Raw genomic sequence first — 19,792 nt, forward strand, 5'->3', positions numbered from 1 at the left:
TTTACTATAGCAGGAGGTAGATCACATGAGTCTTGTCGTAAGCAATATTACCGATTTAATTGGAAGCACGCCGCTCGTTCGATTAAATAAGGTGGTGCCGGAAGGCAGCGCCGAAATTTATTTGAAGCTGGAGTTTTTTAATCCCGGCAGCAGCGTCAAGGATCGTATTGCGATCAGCATTATTGAAGAGGCGGAGCGTGAAGGAAAGCTGAAGCCGGGCGATACGATTATTGAAGCAACGAGCGGCAATACGGGCATCGGCATCGCTTTGGTCGCAGCAGCCAGAGGCTATAAAGCCATTTTGGTTATGCCGGAGACAATGAGCCTGGAGCGCCGCAATCTGCTGCGGGCTTACGGGGCGGAGCTGGTGCTTACGCCGGGATCCGAAGGAATGAAGGGCGCGATTCGAACGGCGCAGGAGCTCCAAGCGAAGCATCCCGAATATTTTCCGGCGCTGCAATTCGATAACCCGGCCAACGTGAAAATCCACCGCGAAACGACTGGCCCCGAAATCGTAAAAGCGATCGAGTCGCTGGATGGCAGGCTGGACGGCTTTGTTGCGGGAGTGGGTACCGGCGGTACGATTACGGGCGCGGGCGAAATATTGCGCGGGCGGTTCCCGGGTATTCGCATCGCAGCCGTTGAGCCGACCTCCTCGCCCGTATTATCGGGAGGGACGCCAGGGCTCCACAAGATCCAAGGAATCGGAGCGGGCTTCGTTCCTTCGATTTTGGATACGGGTATATATGATGAAATCATTCAGGTTACCAATGAGGACGCTTTTGAAACGGCAAGAAGAGTAGCGAAGCAGGAAGGCATTTTAGGCGGCATCTCTTCAGGGGCGGCCGTATTTGCGGCCATTCAATTGGCGCAGGAGCTGGGTACCGGCAAACGGGTTGTCGCGGTCATTCCGAGCAACGGCGAGCGGTATTTATCGACGGTGCTGTATCAGCAAGAGCAGCAGCTCTAAGAGAGATTGTGAAATGGAGTAAACGAACAGCTGTCGGCTTGTGCGCCGGACGGCTGTTCGTTTTTGTTTATATCCGTCCGCATCCATTAGCCGCCCAATCAAGATAGCTGGAATTTCACCTGGTAAATAGATGGATTTCCGCTTTATAAGGAATTTAGCTGGAAAAGCTCCATCTAATTCTGAGCAAATAGGAGAATTTGACGCGAAACCAATGGATTAACGGGAGAAATTCCATCTATCTCAAAAGGCCAGTTGAATATAGCTAACTTAACGTGAGAAATTCCAGTTAATTAGTAGAGTAGGAAAACAAGGCAGCAAAAAGCGGGTGGCAACAGCATTCGGAAGTCCGAGCCCACTAGAAAGCTTGCCTAATCGAGCGGTAACCTATTAAAATGGGTGAAGCGATCATAGGCCGCACCGGCCGCTTTCTCACACTCTATAATAGAAAGAAGCAGATGCAGCAATGAACATTTTTCTTCACATCCTCATGACAAACGTGCTTCCGATGGTCATCATGATCGGTCTCGGCATTGTGATTCAAAGAGCGTTCAAGCTGGATATCAAGACCTTGTCCAAGCTGAACTTTTACTTGTTTTCACCGGCCATCATGTTCGATTTGCTCTATAAAACCGATATTTCCGTGCAGGTGATCGGAAAAATATTATTTTTCTTCCTGCTGTTCATGCTTGCGCAATATGTAATCGTGGAGGTTGTTATCCGAATTCGAGGTTATGAGCCCAGCATGAAAAGCGCGATGCGCAACAGCGTCCTATTCTATAACAGCGCCAATTACGGCATACCGCTGAATCAGCTGGCTTTTGCGGGAAACGAGAAGACGCTTGCCATTCAGGTGTTGATCATGATGGTGCAATCGCTGGTGCCGAACACGTACGGCATCTATAATGTCAACGCGCATAAAGCCGACCTGCGGGCCATTTGGCGGACCATTTTGTCCATGCCGATCATTTACGTGATTCCGCTCGCTTTTGTCCTGCGGGGCTTCGAGGTAGCGATCCCGCAGCCGCTAGCTACGCCGATCGAATACTTATCCGCTGCTTTTATCGGTACGGCGCTAATCACATTAGGCGTTCAGCTTGGCAATATGGAGTGGACAATCAAGCGTTCCCTCCTCATCGACGTCAGCTTGTCGGGTATGCTGCGGCTCGTTGCCGGACCACTGCTTGCCTGGTTGATTGTGTGGCTGATGGGACTCGATAAACTGACAGCCGCAGCGCTTATCGTCTCCTCTGCCGTGCCGACCTCCCTCAGCAGCGTTTTGCTGGCGGTAGAGTTCGACAATGAAGCGGAATTTGCTTCGCAATCGGTATTTGTTTCTACGATTTTAAGCATTATTACGGTCACGGCCGTCATATTCTTTTTACAGCTGGAAGTATGAAGCCCATAAAGTCTATCCGTCTAGTCATACTAGTCTGATAGGCTTATTTTTTTATGCTTGTACATCAAGATGGACGGGGTTAAAATGGAAAAAGATATAAATGTAAACGTTTTATTGGAAACGGAGGTTTACCTTAAAATGCTGCCAACGACGCATGATATTATTCATGCAAACGCTTTAAAAAGAACGTTCGGACGTGGGATCGGAGCGGTCACCGTATTAAAAGGGGTAGATTTATCCATCCCCGCCGGCAAGCTGATTGCGTTTAAAGGAAGATCAGGCTCCGGGAAGACGACGCTTATCAATTTGCTAAGCGCTTTGGATCGTCCGACAGAAGGGCAAATCACGTTTGCGGGTCGCGATTTGACGGCGATGTCGAATCAAGAGCGGGATAAAGTAAGGCGCAATGAAATGGGTCTCATTTTTCAATCCTTCGCGCTCATTCCTCTGATGTCTGCCTATGAGAACGTGGAATTCATATTAAGAGTTTCCGGTATGGCGGCAAACGGCCGGAAGGAAGCAGCCATTGAAGCATTGGAGCAGGTGGGCTTGAAGGGACGCATGCATCATCGGCCGTTCGAGCTCTCGGGCGGGGAGCAGCAGAGAACCGCTATCGCGCGGGCGATTGCCCATAAGCCGAAGCTGCTGCTGGCCGATGAGCCTACAGCCGAGCTGGACAGCCGCACCGGCCTGCAAATTATGAAAGTATTCCGCGATTTGGTAGAGACGGCGGGCATGACGATCATTATGACGACCCATGATCCGGCCATTATGGAAATTGTTGACCATGTTTATGAACTGGAGGATGGACAAATTGTCGCAAAAGCTTAAGCCGCTGCTCGGCTGGTCATTCGCGCTGCTTCTTGGCGCTTCACTTACGGGGTGCTCCTTGCTGCCCGCGGAGGAGGAGGCGTTAAAGCCGCCTCTCGTCAAACCGGCGCAAGAAAACTATCGCACGGTCACGGTTGAAAAGGGAACGATAACGCAAGAAATCAAAGGAAGCGGCAGCCTTGAATCGACGAAGTCCGAGATTGCCCAGTTTACGGGCCAAGGCGGACGCATCGCGAAGATGATGGTGACCGCCGGCGCGCAGGTGAAGAAGGGCGATGTCCTTGTTCAGCTTAACGTTGACGGATTAGATATTCAGTTAAAGGAGCAGGAGCTCGCGGTTGCAAGGGCGAAGCTGTCGTTTAAACAAGCCAAAGCGGGCGCAGACAGCGATGCGATCAATATCGCTAAGCTGCAAATGGAAATCGAGGAGTTAAAGCTGGAAAGGTTGATGGCCACCTTCAACAGCAAGCAGCTTGTAGCCGGTATGAACGGGCAGGTTACTTTCGTGGAGGAGCTGGAGGAGGGCGATTTTGTCGAGGCGTACCAGACGCTCGTCATTATTTCCGATCCTTCGAAGCTGCGGGTCGCGCTTAGAGTCGAGGCCGGCGCGGAAATTAGCAGCGTAGATGTAGGTTTCCCAGCCGTCGTTACCTTCGGCACGCAAGAGCTGCAGGGCAAAGTGGTACAGACGCCTTCATCCGCTCCGACTACATTGAACGAGCAGCTGCAGGACCGCTACTCCAAGACGCTTTTCATCGAAGTGCCTAAAGTGCCGAGCGATGCGAAGATCGGCGCGTTTACCGATGTGAAGATCATTTTGCAGCAGCGTGACGATGTCTTGAAAATTCCGCGCAGCGGCGTACGCAGCTTCCTCGGCAGAACATTCGTAAGAACGCTTGAGGACGGCAATAAAATTCGTGAAATCGACGTGGAAACGGGAATCAAGGGATCGACCGAAATGGAAATTACGAAGGGTCTCGAGGAAGGCGCGATCGTCGTGCTGCAGTAATAGAACGTGCTTTTGCCGATTGCTTATCTACAGCCGTTGACGCTTGGGAGGTTTTGAAGTGGCTTTGTTTGTCATGATTATACGAAAAATGGTGCAAAATAAGTGGTTGGTTGCCAGTTTGTTTATCGGCTTGGTGATGTCCGTCGCGCTCGTCAGCAGCATGCCGATTTATTCGGAAGCCATTTTGTCGCGAATGCTGGTCAAGGACTTAGAGACGATGCAGACCAAGAAAAGCATTTATCCCGGAAACCAATACAATAAATTGTTTTACACGAAAGAAACACCGGAGCAAATGAATAAGATCTTTACGAAAGTGGATCGCTACATTCATGAGCAGGCGCAGACCAGCTTTCAAATTCCGGTGCAGCAGCTTGTCGTTGATTTCCAATCGAAATCGATAAAGATAAGACCGGTTAACGATCCTGATCCCGATTCGAAAAAGTCGGTTAAGACCGTAACGCTGCACTCTTTCTCCGATCTGGAGGAGCATATAACGCTGACTGACGGCAGAATGCCGGCAGAGCAGCAGCCAGTTGACGGCGTATATGAAGTGCTTGTTACGGAACGCGGCCTCATTCAATTCAAAACGGTTCTGGATTCGGCATTTTATGTAGACGACGATAAAATTGCCGGGGAAATAAAATTCAAGCCGGTAGGCGTTATCCAGAAAAAGACGGATGATGATCCGTATTTCAGGGACACGGACCTCAGCGAGCTGAGCGGAAGCTTCATTATAAGCGACAAGGTGGCGAAGCAGCATCTTATGCAGGAAGCCCGGATTCCGACAGCTTCCGTCGGATGGTTCTTCGTACTGGATTATTCCAAGCTTGAGCTAAGGTTCGTAGACGATTTCATCCAGACGACCAACAAAATCCGCAACGTTATGCTTAACAACGTGACGCTTTACCAGACCGTGTCGGAAACGCCGGCGCTCGACACCATCTCCAAATATTTGGAGCGGGCGGAGCAGCTGAGAACGTTAATGTGGTCGCTGAATGTTCCCGTATTAATCATGCTTGGCTTTTATATGTTCATGGTGTCCAACCTCATCGCCGACCGGCAAAAAAATGAAATAGCCGTTCTGCGCAGCAGAGGAGCGGCGCGCTGGCAGGTCATAACGTCCTATGCGGTGGAAGGCATTATTTTATGCGGCATCGCCTTTGGCATAGGTCCCCTGCTCGGCGTACTATTAACCGAATTGCTCGGTGCATCAAATGGCTTTCTCGAATTTGTGCAGCGCGTCCGTCTGCCGGTCAGGCTGACGGAAGAGGCTTACCGCTATGGAGCCATTGCAGCGGGCATCTGCTTTGTCATTATGCTTATTCCGATTATTATGGCGACCCGTGTCTCCATTGTCGGGCATAAGCAGCAATTAGCGAGACTTTTGAAATCGCCGCTTTGGCATAAAATGTTTCTTGATGTCATTGCGCTGGCTTTGGCTATTTACGGCTTGTATACGTTCAAAAAGAGGCTGGCCGATCTGCAAAGCCTGGGATTGAATGCCGATGATCTGAATATCGATCCGCTGCAGTTCGTCGTTCCGGCATTGTTTATTATGGGAGCGGGCTTGCTCTTGCTCCGTTTGTATCCATGGGTGCTCAGGCTCGTATACTGGATCGGCAAAAAATGGTGGCCGCCATCCGTCTATGCGACCTTGATCCAAGTCGGACGCTCCAGCACGCAATATCAATTTTTAATGATCTTTCTTATCATGACGATTGCGACTGGCGTATTCAGCGCCTCCGCGGCAAGAACGATCAACAATAATACAGAGGACCGAATCCGATACGGCAACGGCGCGGAGATCATTTTATCGTCGCAATGGGCCAATGATGCCCCGCCTCCTCCAGCTCCAGGGGCGCCGCAGCCGGAGACACCGGTCACGCAAGCGCCCGTGCATTATTTGGAGCCGGCGTTCGAGCCTTTTAAGACGATTAAGGGCGTCGAGCAAGCGGCAAAAGTGTTCAAAAAGGAAAGCTCGTTCAGCGTGAATGACAGCTCGGGAGCCGCAACGCTCATCGGGATCGATACCGATGAATTTGGGGAAACGACTTGGTTCCGGGACAGCCTGCTTGATTATCCGATTAATGACTACTTGAATTTGCTCGCTGCCGACTCGCAAGCCGTGCTTATCTCCAAGACGCTTGCCGAGCAAAACAAAGTCAAGCCGGGCGATACGATCTGGGTCGGGTGGAGCGATGTGCCGCAGCAGCCGTTTAAGGTATACGGCATTATCGATTATTTCCCTACTTTTAATCCTAACCCGGCCGTAGGCAGCGTGGACGCCAGCGATGAGTCGTCAACGGGCAATGCGCCTATGCTGATCGTTGGACATTTGCCGCGCATACAGGTGCAGCTTGCCCTGGAGCCTTACGAGGTCTGGATCAAGCTGAAGCCCGAGACAAGCACGGCTGATTTTTATGAAGGACTCAAAGAGTCAAAGATTCCGGTTACGAGCATCGTGAATACGAGAGAAGAGCTCGTGAATGCCAAAAACGATCCTTTTCTTATGGCGCTGAACGGAATTTTGACATTAGGTTTCGTGCTTTCGATTCTCGTGAGCTTTATCGGGTTCTTATTGTATTGGGTATTGTCGCTGCGGGGCAGGACGCTGCAAAACGGTATTTTGCGGGCCATTGGTTTGTCGCTCAAACAGCTTATCGGCATGCTTGCGGTTGAACAGCTGCTTACTTCGGGCGTGGCCGTTCTTATTGGAATCGCAGTCGGCAACGTCGCGAGCCGATTGTATGTGCCCAACTTTCAAATTGCCTTTAATCCGAGCAGCCTTGTACCGCCGTTTAAGGTGATGTTCGACGCGGCGGATTTAATGCGCATCTACCTGCTTGTCGGCTTCATGCTGGTCATTGGGCTAGGCATACTGGCGTACATGCTGTCGCGCCTGCGTATCCATCAAGCGATTAAGCTAGGGGAGGATTGACGGATGATACATTGCGAAGGGCTTGTCAAAATATACAAAACAGCCGACCTAGAGGTATTCGCTCTGCAAGGCCTCGATCTTCATATTGAAAACGGCGAGCTGATGGCGATTATCGGCAATAGCGGCAGCGGCAAATCGACGCTTCTAAATATGCTGGGCGGCTTGGACCGCCCTACGGCCGGAAAGCTGACCGTTGACGGCAGGGATATGCTGAAGTTTAAAGAACGCGATTTCGTGCGTTATAAACGGGAAAGCGTCGGATTCGTCTGGCAAAATAACGCGCGGAATCTTATCCCCTATTTGACGGCGCTTGAAAACGTCGAGCTGCCGATCCTGCTTACGGGAAACCGCAAACGCTGGCGGGCCAAGGAGCTGCTCGATGCGGTGGGACTCAGTCACCGGGCATCGAATAAGCTGTATGAATTATCGGGGGGAGAGCAGCAACGGGTAGCGATCGCTATTGCGCTGGCGAATCATCCGAAGCTGCTGCTTGCCGATGAACCGACCGGCTCGGTAGATTCAAGAATGGCCAATCAGATCCTCGACTTGTTCCGCGAGTTGAACCGGACGATAGGCATTACCGTTGTCATCGTTACGCATGATCCTGAGCTGGCGAAGAAGGTGGATCGCGTAGCCGCTATCCGCGATGGCAAAATCTCTTCCGAGATGCTGCGCAAACGCTCGTATCTTGAAGAGCTGGCGGAGCTGGAAGAAGCAGATGAGGAAGAGGGAACCCATGTGGAGTATGCCGTGCTTGATAAAGCAGGCCGCTTACAGGTTCCGGCCAACTATCTCGAATCCATCGGCGTGAAAAACTCCAACAAGCTGCGCGTAGAGTTGGGAGAAGGCAGAATCGTGCTGCTGCCGCCGGAGGAGAAAGCGGAATAAGAAAACAGAGGGAGATCAACATGAGGCGAGGAAGATGCTGATCTTATATTAAAGGCTGTGCGAGGCGGAAATCTGCCTTTGCGCAGTCTTTTTTGTTTGTATATAAGTGGCTAAATGATAAAAATTAATTTTGATTATAGGACTGGGAATAGAAGGGAATTAATGCTATTATAAAGAAGCAGAAACTGTAACTAAATTATATACCGAATATAGAGGAGGAGTCCATATGTCTAATGCCAAAAGCGAAACGTCGGTTGAAGCGTTGTTTAAGCCTTTCTCGTCCAAAAATCTAGAGGTAGCCAATCGCATTGTAATGGCGCCGATGACCAGGGGGTATTCACCGAACGGAGTGCCCGGTGAGGATGTTGCTGCCTATTACCGTCGGAGGGCGGAAAACGGAGTCGGCCTGATCATTACGGAAGGAACGCTTATTAATCATCCCGCAGCCGGAGCGAGCCCGAATTGGCCTAGCTTTCACGGAGAGACTGCTTTAAATCATTGGTCAAACGTAGTGAATGCCGTGCATGAGGCTGGAGGGAAGATTATTCCGCAGCTGTGGCATGTGGGATTGACGCGTAAAATTGGAGATCTTCCTAATCCGGAGGCATTGCCGGTCGGACCATCGGGACTAAATCTTTCCGGAGAAAAAGTAACGGAGCCGTTAACGGAAAATGAGATTGCCGACGTGATTGCAGCTTTTGCGCAGGCCGCGGCCGATGCCGTTAGAACCGGCTTTGACGGCATTGAGCTGCATGGCGCGCATGGTTATTTAATCGATCAGTTTTTCTGGGATAAAACCAATAAGCGTACAGATCGTTACGGCGGTGATTTGGCAGCCCGTACACGTTTTGCAGTTGAGGTTGTGGCGGCTTGCCGCCGTGCTGTCGGAGCCGATTTTCCGATTGTGCTGCGTTTTTCCCAGTGGAAGGGCGGACATTATACGGCGAAATTAGCCGAGTCTTCCCAGCAGCTTTCGACATTTTTGACACCGCTCGTTGATGCGGGAGTTGATGTATTTCATAGCTCTACGCGCCGTTACTGGGAGCCTGAGTTTGAGGGGTCCGAATTGAATTTGGCAGGGTGGACAAAGAAGCTGACTGGAAAACCAACGATAACCGTCGGCTCAGTCGGTCTCGACAATGAGTTTGGGAGCAGCACAGGAAATACGGCAAAGCCATCTTCTTTAGCCGGATTACTGGAAAGGCTGGAAAACGAGGAGTTTGATCTCGTGGCAGTCGGCAGAGCGCTGCTGGCCGATCCGGAGTGGGCGGCGAAAATACGCGACGGCCGTACGGATGAGCTGCAGGATTTCGATGCGAATGCATTAAGATCTTTAATTTGATAGAGATTGATTGCTGCTTCATGGCCATAGCTAGCCGGGATGTTTGCCTTTTGGCTCATATTCCCGGCTAGCTTTTTTTGATTTCACTTGCTGCCTGCCATTTCAGTGTTCTCGGCATTGCCCCACTCTTCCCATGAGCCTTCATAAGGACGGATATCGGGGAAACCGATCAAGCGTAAAGTGAAATAGCTGTGAGCGCCTCGCTGATTCGACTGGCAATAAGGCACGATTGTTTTTGCGGGATCCAAGCCGGCAGCTGCAAATTCACGCCTCAAAGGGTGAAAGCCTTTGAAGCGTACCACTCCGTTGTCGTCAGGCGTGCCAAGGGCTTCGCTCCATTCTTTATGAATCGCGCCTTTAATATGGCCTGCCATACGATTAGAGCGTTTGTCTTCACCGGTAAACTCCAAGAATGAACGGGTATCAAGAAGCTGGCGTTCGCCTAACCCTGCTTGGATACTAGCTTTTGTTGTAACCAGCTGCGGATCCGCAGACAGGCTAAGCGGACTACCCTCTTTAGGAGCAGGAACCTCCCTTGAACGCTCACGTCTCTCCGCCGTCCAAGCCGTATACCCGCCATGGAGCAGTTTTACGTTGTCTTTCAGTCCGTAATACTCGAGCACATAAAAGACACGGGCAGCCAGTACGCTGTTTCCTTCATCATATACCACGATAGTCGCATCGTTGGTTACGCCAAAGCTCTTTAACAGCCCCGTTACAGCATCGGCGGATGCAAAGGTGTGGCGGGACCGATCCTTTAGCCTCTGAACATCAAGCCAGTAGGCGCCTGGAATATGATCCTCATGATAGCCTTTGGCCCTCGTATCCAAGAGGACGATTCCTTGCTCTTCCCTATGCTTTTCCACCCAATCGGTGCTGACAAGCAGATGACGGTTAGGATAGGGGGAAGCGTTTATTTCCGTCATATAAGAAACCTCCTATCGCTTCAATGTTATAGCGGATCAAAGCCTAGATTTTCGCGCAGCGTTTGACCTGAATAGGTGTCAGGAAATAACCCTCTGCGCTGCAGCTCGGGAACGACCAGCTCAAGAAATGCTTCCGTGCCTCCCGAAGCGAGCTGCGGCATAACGCTAAACCCGTCCGCTGCGCCGTTTACGAACCAATCCTCCATTAGATCGGCTACTTGGTTCGGCGTACCGGCTATACGAAGCTGGCCATTCCCGACCCAATGCTTCTCGAGCAGTTCCCTAATCGTTATCGTTGTTTCCTTCTCGACGATCTTTTTTACCATTTGATAAAAGGATTGGTATGCGTTGACCTGGCTAAGATCGGGCAGCTCGGGGAAAGGATCATCGAGCGCATAGACGGAGAAATCGATGCCGAGCAGGTTGGAGAGGGACATGACGGCACGCTCCATCGAGCCAAGCTGCTGAAGCTCGCTCGCTTTTTCGAGCGCTTCAGCCTCGGTCGCGCAGACGAGCACATGAAGGCCGGGCAGCACTTTAATGGCATCCGGGGATCTTCCCGCCTCAGCTGTTCTTTTTTTGATATCCTTGTAAAAAAGCTGGGCATCCTCAAAGGATTGCTGAACCGTGAAAATAAGCTCGGCATAATGAGCGGCTAAGCTTCTGCCGGCCTCTGACGCCCCGGCTTGAATAAGCAGCGGTCTTGCTTGCGGAGACCGCATAATGTTTAATGCTCCGCGAACCGAGAAATAAGTCCCCTCATGTTGAATATCATGGACCTTCCGGGCATCCGCGTATATGCCGGACGCTTTATCCTGTATGAGCGCATCGGCATCCCAGCTATCCCACAATTTAAGCGCGACCTCGATGAATTCCTTTGCTCTCTCGTAACGTTCCGCATGGGCAGGCAGCTCCTTCAGTCCGAAGTTAAACGCCGTGCGCTCTACGCCGGTGGTCACGATATTCCAGCCGGCGCGCCCGCTGCTTATATGATCGAGCGAAGCAAGAATTCTGGCGACGTTATACGGTTCGTTAAAGCTTGTGGAGACGGTGGCGATTAAGCCGATCTTCTCCGTAACGGAAGCAATCGACGAGAGCAGCGTCAATGGTTCAAATCCAAGAATTGGGCCGTGCTGCACGGCTTTGGCTTCGATGGACAGGCCGTCCGCGATAAAAAGCGAGTCAATCCGCGCTTCCTCTGCTTTTTTGGCTAGCCGCTGAAAATACTTGATGTCATGCAGTTCATCCAGCTTTGTGCTGGAATGGCGCCAGGCCCCCTTGTGGGAGCCCCCATTTTGTAAAAACAAATTTAAGATCATTCTGCGATTAGCTTGGCTCATATCTATCACCTTTTCCTATGTTCGTGCCGCGATAAGTAGAGGAGAGGTTAGGCTACACAGTCATTTCATCCCGCTGAGTGCAATTCCGCGAATAATTTGCTTCTGGAAGACCGGAAAAAGAATAATAAGCGGGGCGATCGAGATGGTAGTGCCTGCCATAATGAGTATCCAGTTGCTGGTATCCTTCAGTTCGCTGGAAAAATAGACGATACCGACCGGCAGCGTGAATTTCGCTTCGGTTTGCAGGACGATAAGCGGCCAGATAAACTGATTCCAATTTCCGATGAAACTAAGAATGGTCAACGTAACAATAGCCGGTTTCACTAACGGAATCGCTATATGCAGAAGGATACGCCATTCGTTAAGGCCGTCTATTCTAGCCGCATCGAGCAGGTCGGAGGGAATGGAATCCATGAACTGCCGCATTAAAAATATGCCAAAGGCCGATATGATCCCCGGGAACAGCACGCCCCAATAAGTGTCTGACCAACCGAGATCGTTTGCGATCAAATACCAAGGAATAATGAGCATCTCCGTCGGTACCATTAAAGTACTGATGATCAGCAGAAAGATAAGTGATTTTCCTGCAAACGAGAACTTGGCGAGCACATAACCCGCGGCCGTATCGAAGACTACGACGGAAGCTGTAGCGATCAAGGAGAGGATAAGCGTGTTCTTGATCCAATGACCGAAGGGAGCTTTTTGGAAAATCGAGACATAGTTGTCAAACGTAAAGGTTTTAGGTATGAGGCGCAGGTTGTAAACATCCTGCGGCAGCTTAAATGAGGTAGCAACCATCCATAAAAACGGAAATAGCATGATTCCGACACCGATTGCGAGAATCAGGTAAATGACCGCAATGCCAAGTCGTTCTGCTGGCGGCTTGCCGCGCGTCCCGTATACCAGCTTAGGCGAACGCATACAGCTGACCTCCCATCAATATTCTACTTTTTTATTCAACACTTTTAATTGCAGCAGGGTTAACGCCAAAATAACGATAAATAAAATGACAGTGGCTGCCGCAGCGCTTCCCATTTTAAATTGCTGGAACGCCAAATTGTAGATGTGGAGCACCATGGTTGTCGTTGCGTTTAAAGGGCCGCCGTTGGTCATGCTCAGCACCTGCCCGAATGATTGCAGATAGGAAATGACGCCAATGACGGCCGAGAATACGATAACGGGATTAAGCAGCGGCAGTGTAATATGTCGGAACTTGCGCCATGCGCCTGCGCCGTCGATGGCAGCCGCCTCATAGTACATTCGCGGAATAGCCTCCAGGCCTGTCATGAAGATGAGCATCTGAAATCCGGTACTCTGCCAAATCATGGTCAAAGTAATGAGCAAGAGTGCCTGACGCGGGGATTGCAGGAATAACTGCGGCTCGAAACCAAAGGTTAAGAGCATCTCGTTTAACCAGCCGTTGCGCATCAGAATCCAGCGAAATACCCAGCTGACCGCAATGATGCTCGTCACATACGGGATGAAGTATACTGTTCGGAACAGACCTCGAAGGCGCTTTACATTGTGCAGCAGCAGCGCGACGGTTAAGCCGACGAACAGTTGTCCGGGAACGCCTATCCATACAAATTTGAACGTATTCACGATGGATTTGAGGAAGATTTCATCTTCGAAAATCGCTCTGAAATTCGCGAGTCCGACGTAAGGCTTCTCAGAGGACAATAAATCCCATTCACGCACGCTTACGTTGAAGGCATACAAGATGGGCACCATGCGGGTGCCCAAGAAATAGAGCAGCGGAATGCCTAGCGTAATGTAAATAAACAAATAGCGCTGCGTACGATAAGAAAGCTTTGTATGAAGCAGCTCCCGGCTTTTGCGTGCCGTTAACCGTAAGGCGTTTCCGGGCATATTGAACTTCGCCTTCTTTCATTAAAAGATGGGGGCGCCCGCCACAGGCGAAGCGCCTATTATTGTCCGGTTATTTTTTATCTATAGCTGCCCAGTAGTCGTCGTAGAGCTTTTGCGTTTTGGCTACGAGCTCCTGAAAGGCTTTCTCGACAGGGACATTGTTCAGCAAGACTTCATTAGTCGCGTCCACGAAAAGTGTTTTCTCTTGCGTCTCATCAATGAAGAAATGTGCGCGGCTGTCATTTAATTGCGAGATGAATGGCCCAAGCTTCTCGTCATTGACGTACTTATCCTGCGTTGCGACGGCTTTCTGCGCGGGCAGCTCGCCAATTTTCTCAACCCACTGCTCTTGAACTTCTTTGCTTGTTAAAAACTTCAAAAACGCGGATGCCGCCTTCAGCTTGTCGCCTTCCACATTCTTAGGAATCGCGTTTGCCCAGAAGGAAGAAGGCGCTGACTTGCTTTTGTACGCCGGAAGCGGGGCAATTCCGTAATTCAGGTCGGGAAAATCTTTTTTGATCGAGCCGATACGGAAGGAGCCGTCAATGTTCAACGCCGCATGACCGGTCATGAAGGCATTGCTGTCATTCTCATAAAAGCCATTAATGCCGACCTTATGCTTAATCGCAAAATCAAGCAAATATTGGAATGCTTCTAAGCCGGCAGGCGTTTCCGCCCACAAAATTTTCCGCCGATCCTCGCTCAGATCCTGTCCACCTGCCTGATGCAAGAGACCGTCGCGGTACCAGTGATGCAGCTGCGCACCCGGCTCCCAAGCAAGGCCTTCGGTAACAAACTGCCCTTTGGCATCGGTCTCCGTAAGCTTCTTGGAGGTTTCAACAAGCTGCTCCCATGTTGTCGGCAGATCCGTAATTTGCGCTTTAGACAGCAAATCCTTGTTGTAGAACAGCGCCAGCGTACGCACAGCTGTAGGGATTGCGTAGTAGGAGCCGTCGATCTTGGCCGCATTGACTAAAGGATAGAACTGGCTCTCGATCTCTGCCGTCGGGAATGCGTCTTCCGGCAATTTCTGGAGATAACCGGAAGAAACGTATTTTGGCAGCCAGCCATAATAAAGGTTAATGATATCGGGCCCTTTGCCTGCAGGAACGAGCGTAGCAACCTTTTGATTGTACTGGTCATAAGGGAAGTTGGTTTGCTTTATCGTAATATTAGGATGAAGGGCTTGGAATTCCTTAATCAGCTCATTGATCAGCTCAACCTTGGCGGGGAATTCATATTGCCAGTATTCAATGGTGACCTTTGGATCCGATGCTGCTGTATCAGAAGCCTGCGGAACAGCGGTATCGTTTGCGGTTTTGGTTTTCTCTGGCTGATTGCCGGCATTGTTATTTCCGCTGCCGCAGCCGGTTAAGACCAATATGATCATTAGTAAACCTGTCAAAGCAGAAATCATCTTTTTATTTTGCATGCCTATCCACTCCTTTTATTATGAACATTGATTAGGCTTGTTCCGTTATGCCGGGCTGGCGAGAAGTATCGTAATTCGGGAGCCCCAGTCCAAGCAGCCGTCTTGCGTTGTTGCCGAAAATAAGCTCAATCTCCGTCTCTGCGAATCGAAGCTCCCGGCAAGCGCGAACTTGATCCTGTAAGTACCGGTAAGGATAGCCTCTTGGAAACCCGCTGGCATCCGTACCGAAGAGAATACGTTCAGGTCCGATTAGCTCATAGGTTTTGCGAAGAACCGACTCCAAAGTAAGCTCGTAAGCCATCCAGCGCATCCATTGATTGGAGCCTGAAGTATCGATGTATACATTCGGGCAGCTCCAGCATAGATGCAGCAGCTCTTGAAAATAACCGGCTCCAAAATGAGGTATGATGAATGGAATATCAGGATACTCCCGAGCGGTATTGAAGATTGCTAATGGACTGATATTGGGATGATGGGCGATGCCGCCGGCATGACCAAGCAGACCGAAGTGAATCAGCACGGGAAGCCTTTTCTCGGCGAGAAAAGTCCAGATCGGTGCAAAGGACGGATCATCGAAAGGACGGGACGTTAAAGGTCCAAACAGCTTATAGCCTTTTAGTCCAAGCTCATTGACCGCCCTGCGCAGCTCGGCTTCCGCATTTTCTTCTTCAATGGAATGGTAGGCAAAGCCGGTGAAACGGCCGGGATGCCTAGCCAGCTGATCAGCCATATTGTCATTGTCCAATGCGGTGAGAAAATTGAGGCCGCCTATGCGGTATTTGTCCAGCTCTTGAACCCATCGATCGATTAAAGGCAGGGTATCATTCTGATCCTGCTCGGGCTGCGGTTCGGGGAAATCCCAGGTTAGCCGCATTCGTTCATTTCGTTCCGCTCCGTAGCTTTTGATTAACTCATGTCTGTTAGTGCTGCCGAGCAGCAGGCGGTAAGGAAGATGTCCGTGAATGTCAAAGACTTTAAAGGGATTGCGAAACATAGCTTCTCTCCATTCATGTTTGTTTAATGAACCTATCAGACAATAAGGCATCCAGTTTCGAAGACGCTTCTTCAAGGCTGGTTTCCCGGTCTTTCACCCAAAGCGTTAAGCTGACCAGGTTGTGATGTCGAGCTTGCATCGAACGAGTCATCTCGGAGGGACTGGGGCCGCCTCGAAGCGTACGAATTTGAACGAAATGACGAGGATCCAGCGCTTCCTTTAGCTGCTTCTCATTTAACCGGAGTGGAATGCCAATGGTTTGGAGGGCTGCTTCGTTTAAGGAATGCAGACCAAGATCGCTTACGCTATCGCCGCGCTGAACGGCTAATGCCACGAGTTTGCTGACGATGGAATGGGCTTCCCGGAAGGATAAACCCTCTTCACGCACTAACGTGTCTGCCAGCTCCGTAACGGTAGCAAAGCTGGCAGCTGCGCGCTGCTCCAGCACATCTTCATTTACATGCAGGGTTGCGATGACCTTGGATAACAACCGGTATACCGCGTCCAAGGTATCTAGACTTTTCCAAGCATAGGGCTGCATATCGTCCTCCGTATCCACAATGTCTCCAAAGGGCGTATTATGAATCATTGTGAGCACGGTCTGGGTATTGCCTGCAATGCTGGATAATAAGGAGCGGACATGCTCTACGGATACGGGATTTCTTTTTTGCGGCATGATGGAGCTTATCTGCACGTAAGGAGCCGCTACTTGGATAGCGGCAAATTCCTGTGTGCACCATAGCAGCAGCTCCTGCGCAAACCGTCCTAGATTAATTGCAGCAAGCTGAAGGGCTGCGGCAATCTCAGCGACGTAATCGGCACTGCTCACAGCGTCATAGGAATTTTCAATTAAGCCATCGAATGCCAGAAGCTCGGCTACCCGTTCCCGATTGATGGCGAATCCTGAGGTCGTCAGGGCGGCTGCCCCCATGCTGCTCAAATTGCAATTGGCATATGCGGCCTGCAGTCTGCGGATATCCCTCTCCAGCGAGTCAATGACCGCGGCAATATAATGGGCAAGGGTCGTGGGCTGGGCTTGCTGGGTATGCGTATGCGCAATCATGATCGTATCCGTATGCTTCGAGGCAAAAGCAAGAAGGCTTGCATGCAGCTCGAGCGAGGAATGGAGTACGTTAAGCAGCTTTTTCCGCAACACGATGCGGTAGATCGCTATCCCCATGTCATTGCGGCTGCGAGCAAGATGAAGGCTGCCGGATGCTTTGTCGGACAGCTCCAGGAGCTTATGCTCCACTTCGAAATACAAATCCTCGAATTGGCCGCTGTAGGAGCCGCTGCTTAGTTGCTGCAAGTCGATAGTTAATAAGGCTGCCGCTATTTTGCTGCCGTCTTCTTTTGGCAGCAATCCTTGCTCCAGCAGCATAACGAGATGCGCTTTATGAACGGCAAGCATCGGCAGCAGAAGCTCCTGTTGTGCCTGACGGTAAGCAGGCTCAAGCACGGCTTCAACGTAGGTTCGACCCGGGAAAGTATTGCCTTCAATAAGTTCTTGTCTTTTAATGGCCATAGTTTTTTACTCCTTTCCTGCCAGTCGGCTATCAACAGCTGCAAAATCGTTGTTTTGCAGAAAACAAAAAACAGCCTGAGTTGTCGCAAATTGCGATTTCTCCGGCTGTCCGGTCGATAACTTATTATTCCCAGTGGAATTATATGATTAGGATCATAGCACCATTCCCGGTTATATTCAACCCTTTTTTTCCACAAATTAGGTGGGCGTTGGTTGGGATAGTAATGAGGGGTGAACCGATTGCTGCATCGTAGGATATAGAGCCAACGAGCGCATCAAAAAGGGAGCTCTCCAGTGAGAGCTCCCTTGCTTGCGTATAAAAAATTGCTTAAGCCAACGTCCGTTCCTCTTGAGCCAGCTTCGTATAGTAGAGCTTGAAGATGAGATCCTGATTATAGTTGCCAAAGCCTGACCCGAATAGGGTGAAGCCGCCAATGTGCTCGGCATCCTCAAGAATGGCAATGCGGAAGGTCCAGTGGCTGTTGCTGATGTCAATTTCATCGAGACTAACGTCGGATAGCTTGAGGCCGTCCATGTAAGTGCCGTCTTTTTTAATGATGAGGCGCTTCAGCAAACCGAATTGGTTGACATCGTCAAACCACCATGGAGGATTAAGCTTGCCTTTTCCGCCGTAATCGGCAGGACTCGTCCACATGCCGACTTTGACGCCATTAAAGAAAAACGTAAGATCCGAGGGCCAATTCATATTGGTAAGCGGTGCTTCCGACGAAATTTCCATGGAAATTTCGAGTTCCTCCGGATTTTCGCTGCTGAGAAGGAAGTTCGGAATTTTATATTCTATATAGCCTTGCGAGAACCATAAAATTTTGGCATTGACGCGGTCCGGGTCGAGAAAGTAACGCGGATCGTCAAAGATGCCGATCACTTTCTCGGTCGTGCAGATCCCGCAGGTCGGTACAATGCTTAGATCGGTATAGTGGCCGATGGATACTTCCGTTCTCCTGGATTCGCGGTGAACGACGTCCTTGCGCGGAAAAGCGATTTCAAGTCCGTCCATGCTAAGGGAGCACACCTTCTGTGCGGCGCCGCCTTTACCAGGGGTCATTTCCGAACGGATGATGCCGGCCTTCTCCAGCTTCTTGACATGCATAGTCATAATCGCGCTGCTTAGCCCCAATGCTTCGGCAAGCTCGCGAATGTTCATTGATTTCTTGGACAGCAGATGAATAATCTGAATGCGAACATTGCTTGAAATCGCTTCAAATATGGGCAGGCTTTGCTCTGATAGCTCGATTTTCAATGGATAACCTCCGAATGAGCAATATTATTAATACATATGTGAATGATTAGTAGTGTATATAGACTGTAATATACATGAAAACGGTCGAAATCACAAGGAATATTGCAGGATCTCTCTAATATTATCGGTGAAAAAGATAACGATAATGTAAATTAATTCGTTTTCTCGTTTACTTACGGGTTGAAACACCTTTTTTTTGAATACGCTTTATAAAACAATGATTTTTTGGTAGCATAATTAATTATAAATGAAATAACAAATCTCTTTCAATAAGAAGGGTGATCACTCGCATGCAAATTAATCTTTCGAATAAAACTGCGCTTATTACAGGGGCAACCGGCGATTTGGGCCGGGTTATGGCCCGAACGCTTGCCGGCTGCGGCGCTAACATCGTGCTGCATTATAATAATAACGAAACGAAAGCGAGAGAGCTTTTGCAAGAAATTACCGCTCTCGGAAGACAAGCGATGATTGTGCAGGCGGACGTTACGAACGAGCAGCAGATGAATGAGATGAAAGCGAAGGTAACGGCGGAGCTTGGACATGTGGATATCGTTGTCGCTAACGCGGTTATCCAATATCAATGGACAAGCGTATTGGAACAGCCCATTGCCGATTATGTCAGCCAGTTTGAATCCTGCGTGCTGCAAAGCGTCTATTTGGCTAAAGCATTCGTGCCCGCGATGATTGAGCGGCGAGCCGGCAGAATGATCGGCATTAATACGGAGTGCGCGATGCAGAACTTCGCGAACCAATCGGCCTACACAGCCGGGAAACGCGGGATGGACGGCGTTTACCGGGTATTGGCCAAAGAGGCGGGGGAGCATCAGATTACGGTGAATCAGGTAGCGCCAGGGTGGACCATCAGCGACCGCGACCGTGCAAACGGCATCGATGAGAACAACCCTTATGCGCAAAGCGTGCCGCTGAAGCGAAGAGGCACCGATCAAGAGATTGCCAATACGGTAGCCTTTCTGGCCTCCGATTTGGCAAGCTTCATTACAGGCGCCTATATTCCTGTAAACGGCGGAAACGTCATGCCTGCCATCTAGAGAATGAGGGAGTATGAGG

16 protein-coding genes are annotated in these 19,792 nt (G+C 50.3%); 8 read left to right on the forward strand and 8 right to left on the reverse strand.

The window, feature by feature from the left end; genetic code table 11:
• Positions 1–25: 25 nt before the first annotated feature.
• From cysK to MRBLPE1_RS14155, 7 genes are all read left to right on the forward strand, one after another.
• Positions 26–970, forward strand: a complete 945-nt coding sequence (gene cysK / locus MRBLPE1_RS14125; RefSeq protein WP_364146232.1) for a cysteine synthase A — start codon at positions 26–28, stop codon at positions 968–970.
• A gap of 463 nt (positions 971–1,433) precedes the next feature.
• Positions 1,434–2,366: an AEC family transporter gene (locus MRBLPE1_RS14130; RefSeq protein ID WP_364146234.1), complete on the forward strand. Its 933-nt coding sequence runs from the start codon at positions 1,434–1,436 to the stop codon at positions 2,364–2,366.
• A 138-nt stretch (positions 2,367–2,504) separates the two neighbouring features.
• Positions 2,505–3,197 carry an ABC transporter ATP-binding protein gene (locus MRBLPE1_RS14135; RefSeq protein ID WP_364147299.1) on the forward strand — a complete coding sequence of 231 codons (693 nt, stop codon included), beginning with the start codon at positions 2,505–2,507 and terminating at the stop codon, positions 3,195–3,197.
• On the forward strand, positions 3,181–4,206 hold the full coding sequence (locus MRBLPE1_RS14140) for an efflux RND transporter periplasmic adaptor subunit (RefSeq protein ID WP_364146236.1): 1,026 nt from the start codon (positions 3,181–3,183) through the stop codon (positions 4,204–4,206). The genes MRBLPE1_RS14135 and MRBLPE1_RS14140 overlap by 17 nt, the downstream gene beginning before the upstream one ends.
• A gap of 58 nt (positions 4,207–4,264) precedes the next feature.
• Positions 4,265–7,144, forward strand: coding sequence for an ABC transporter permease (locus MRBLPE1_RS14145; protein ID WP_364146238.1), 2,880 nt, complete (start codon positions 4,265–4,267; stop codon positions 7,142–7,144).
• A gap of 3 nt (positions 7,145–7,147) precedes the next feature.
• Positions 7,148–8,032, forward strand: a complete 885-nt coding sequence (locus MRBLPE1_RS14150) for an ABC transporter ATP-binding protein (protein ID WP_364146240.1) — start codon at positions 7,148–7,150, stop codon at positions 8,030–8,032.
• 226 nt (positions 8,033–8,258) lie between these two features.
• Complete coding sequence (locus MRBLPE1_RS14155) at positions 8,259–9,374, forward strand: NADH:flavin oxidoreductase (protein WP_364146242.1); 1,116 nt, start codon at positions 8,259–8,261, stop codon at positions 9,372–9,374.
• An 83-nt stretch (positions 9,375–9,457) separates the two neighbouring features.
• On the opposite strand, the gene MRBLPE1_RS14160 is transcribed toward MRBLPE1_RS14155, so the two are convergent.
• From MRBLPE1_RS14160 to MRBLPE1_RS14195, 8 genes are all read right to left on the reverse strand, one after another.
• Positions 9,458–10,300 (reverse strand): sulfurtransferase, encoded by an 843-nt coding sequence (locus MRBLPE1_RS14160; RefSeq protein ID WP_364146244.1) that lies wholly within the window; start codon positions 10,298–10,300, stop codon positions 9,458–9,460.
• 26 nt (positions 10,301–10,326) lie between these two features.
• Positions 10,327–11,640 carry an LLM class flavin-dependent oxidoreductase gene (locus MRBLPE1_RS14165; protein WP_364146246.1) on the reverse strand — a complete coding sequence of 438 codons (1,314 nt, stop codon included), beginning with the start codon at positions 11,638–11,640 and terminating at the stop codon, positions 10,327–10,329.
• A gap of 60 nt (positions 11,641–11,700) precedes the next feature.
• Positions 11,701–12,561, reverse strand: coding sequence for a carbohydrate ABC transporter permease (locus MRBLPE1_RS14170; protein ID WP_364146248.1), 861 nt, complete (start codon positions 12,559–12,561; stop codon positions 11,701–11,703).
• Between the two features lie 15 nt (positions 12,562–12,576).
• A complete protein-coding gene (locus MRBLPE1_RS14175) occupies positions 12,577–13,509 on the reverse strand; it encodes a carbohydrate ABC transporter permease (RefSeq protein ID WP_364146250.1) in 933 nt (310 codons plus the stop codon).
• A 70-nt stretch (positions 13,510–13,579) separates the two neighbouring features.
• The gene (locus tag MRBLPE1_RS14180; protein WP_364146251.1) at positions 13,580–14,941 is read right to left on the reverse strand and encodes an extracellular solute-binding protein; all 1,362 of its coding nucleotides are present in this window, start codon (positions 14,939–14,941) and stop codon (positions 13,580–13,582) included.
• A 31-nt stretch (positions 14,942–14,972) separates the two neighbouring features.
• Positions 14,973–15,935 carry an amidohydrolase family protein gene (locus MRBLPE1_RS14185; protein ID WP_364146253.1) on the reverse strand — a complete coding sequence of 321 codons (963 nt, stop codon included), beginning with the start codon at positions 15,933–15,935 and terminating at the stop codon, positions 14,973–14,975.
• Between the two features lie 13 nt (positions 15,936–15,948).
• On the reverse strand, positions 15,949–17,460 hold the full coding sequence (argH, locus tag MRBLPE1_RS14190; RefSeq protein WP_364146255.1) for an argininosuccinate lyase: 1,512 nt from the start codon (positions 17,458–17,460) through the stop codon (positions 15,949–15,951).
• A 328-nt stretch (positions 17,461–17,788) separates the two neighbouring features.
• Entirely contained in the window at positions 17,789–18,721 is a 933-nt protein-coding gene (locus MRBLPE1_RS14195) for an ArsR/SmtB family transcription factor (RefSeq protein ID WP_364146257.1), read from the reverse strand.
• 290 nt (positions 18,722–19,011) lie between these two features.
• Here MRBLPE1_RS14195 and MRBLPE1_RS14200 point away from each other — a divergent pair, with 290 nt between their 5' ends.
• Complete coding sequence (locus MRBLPE1_RS14200) at positions 19,012–19,773, forward strand: SDR family NAD(P)-dependent oxidoreductase (protein ID WP_364146259.1); 762 nt, start codon at positions 19,012–19,014, stop codon at positions 19,771–19,773.
• Positions 19,774–19,792: the final 19 nt, after the last annotated feature.

The sequence above is a fragment of the Paenibacillus sp. LPE1-1-1.1 genome, from assembly GCF_040676435.1.
Classification (GTDB): Bacteria; Bacillota; Bacilli; order Paenibacillales; family Paenibacillaceae; genus Pristimantibacillus.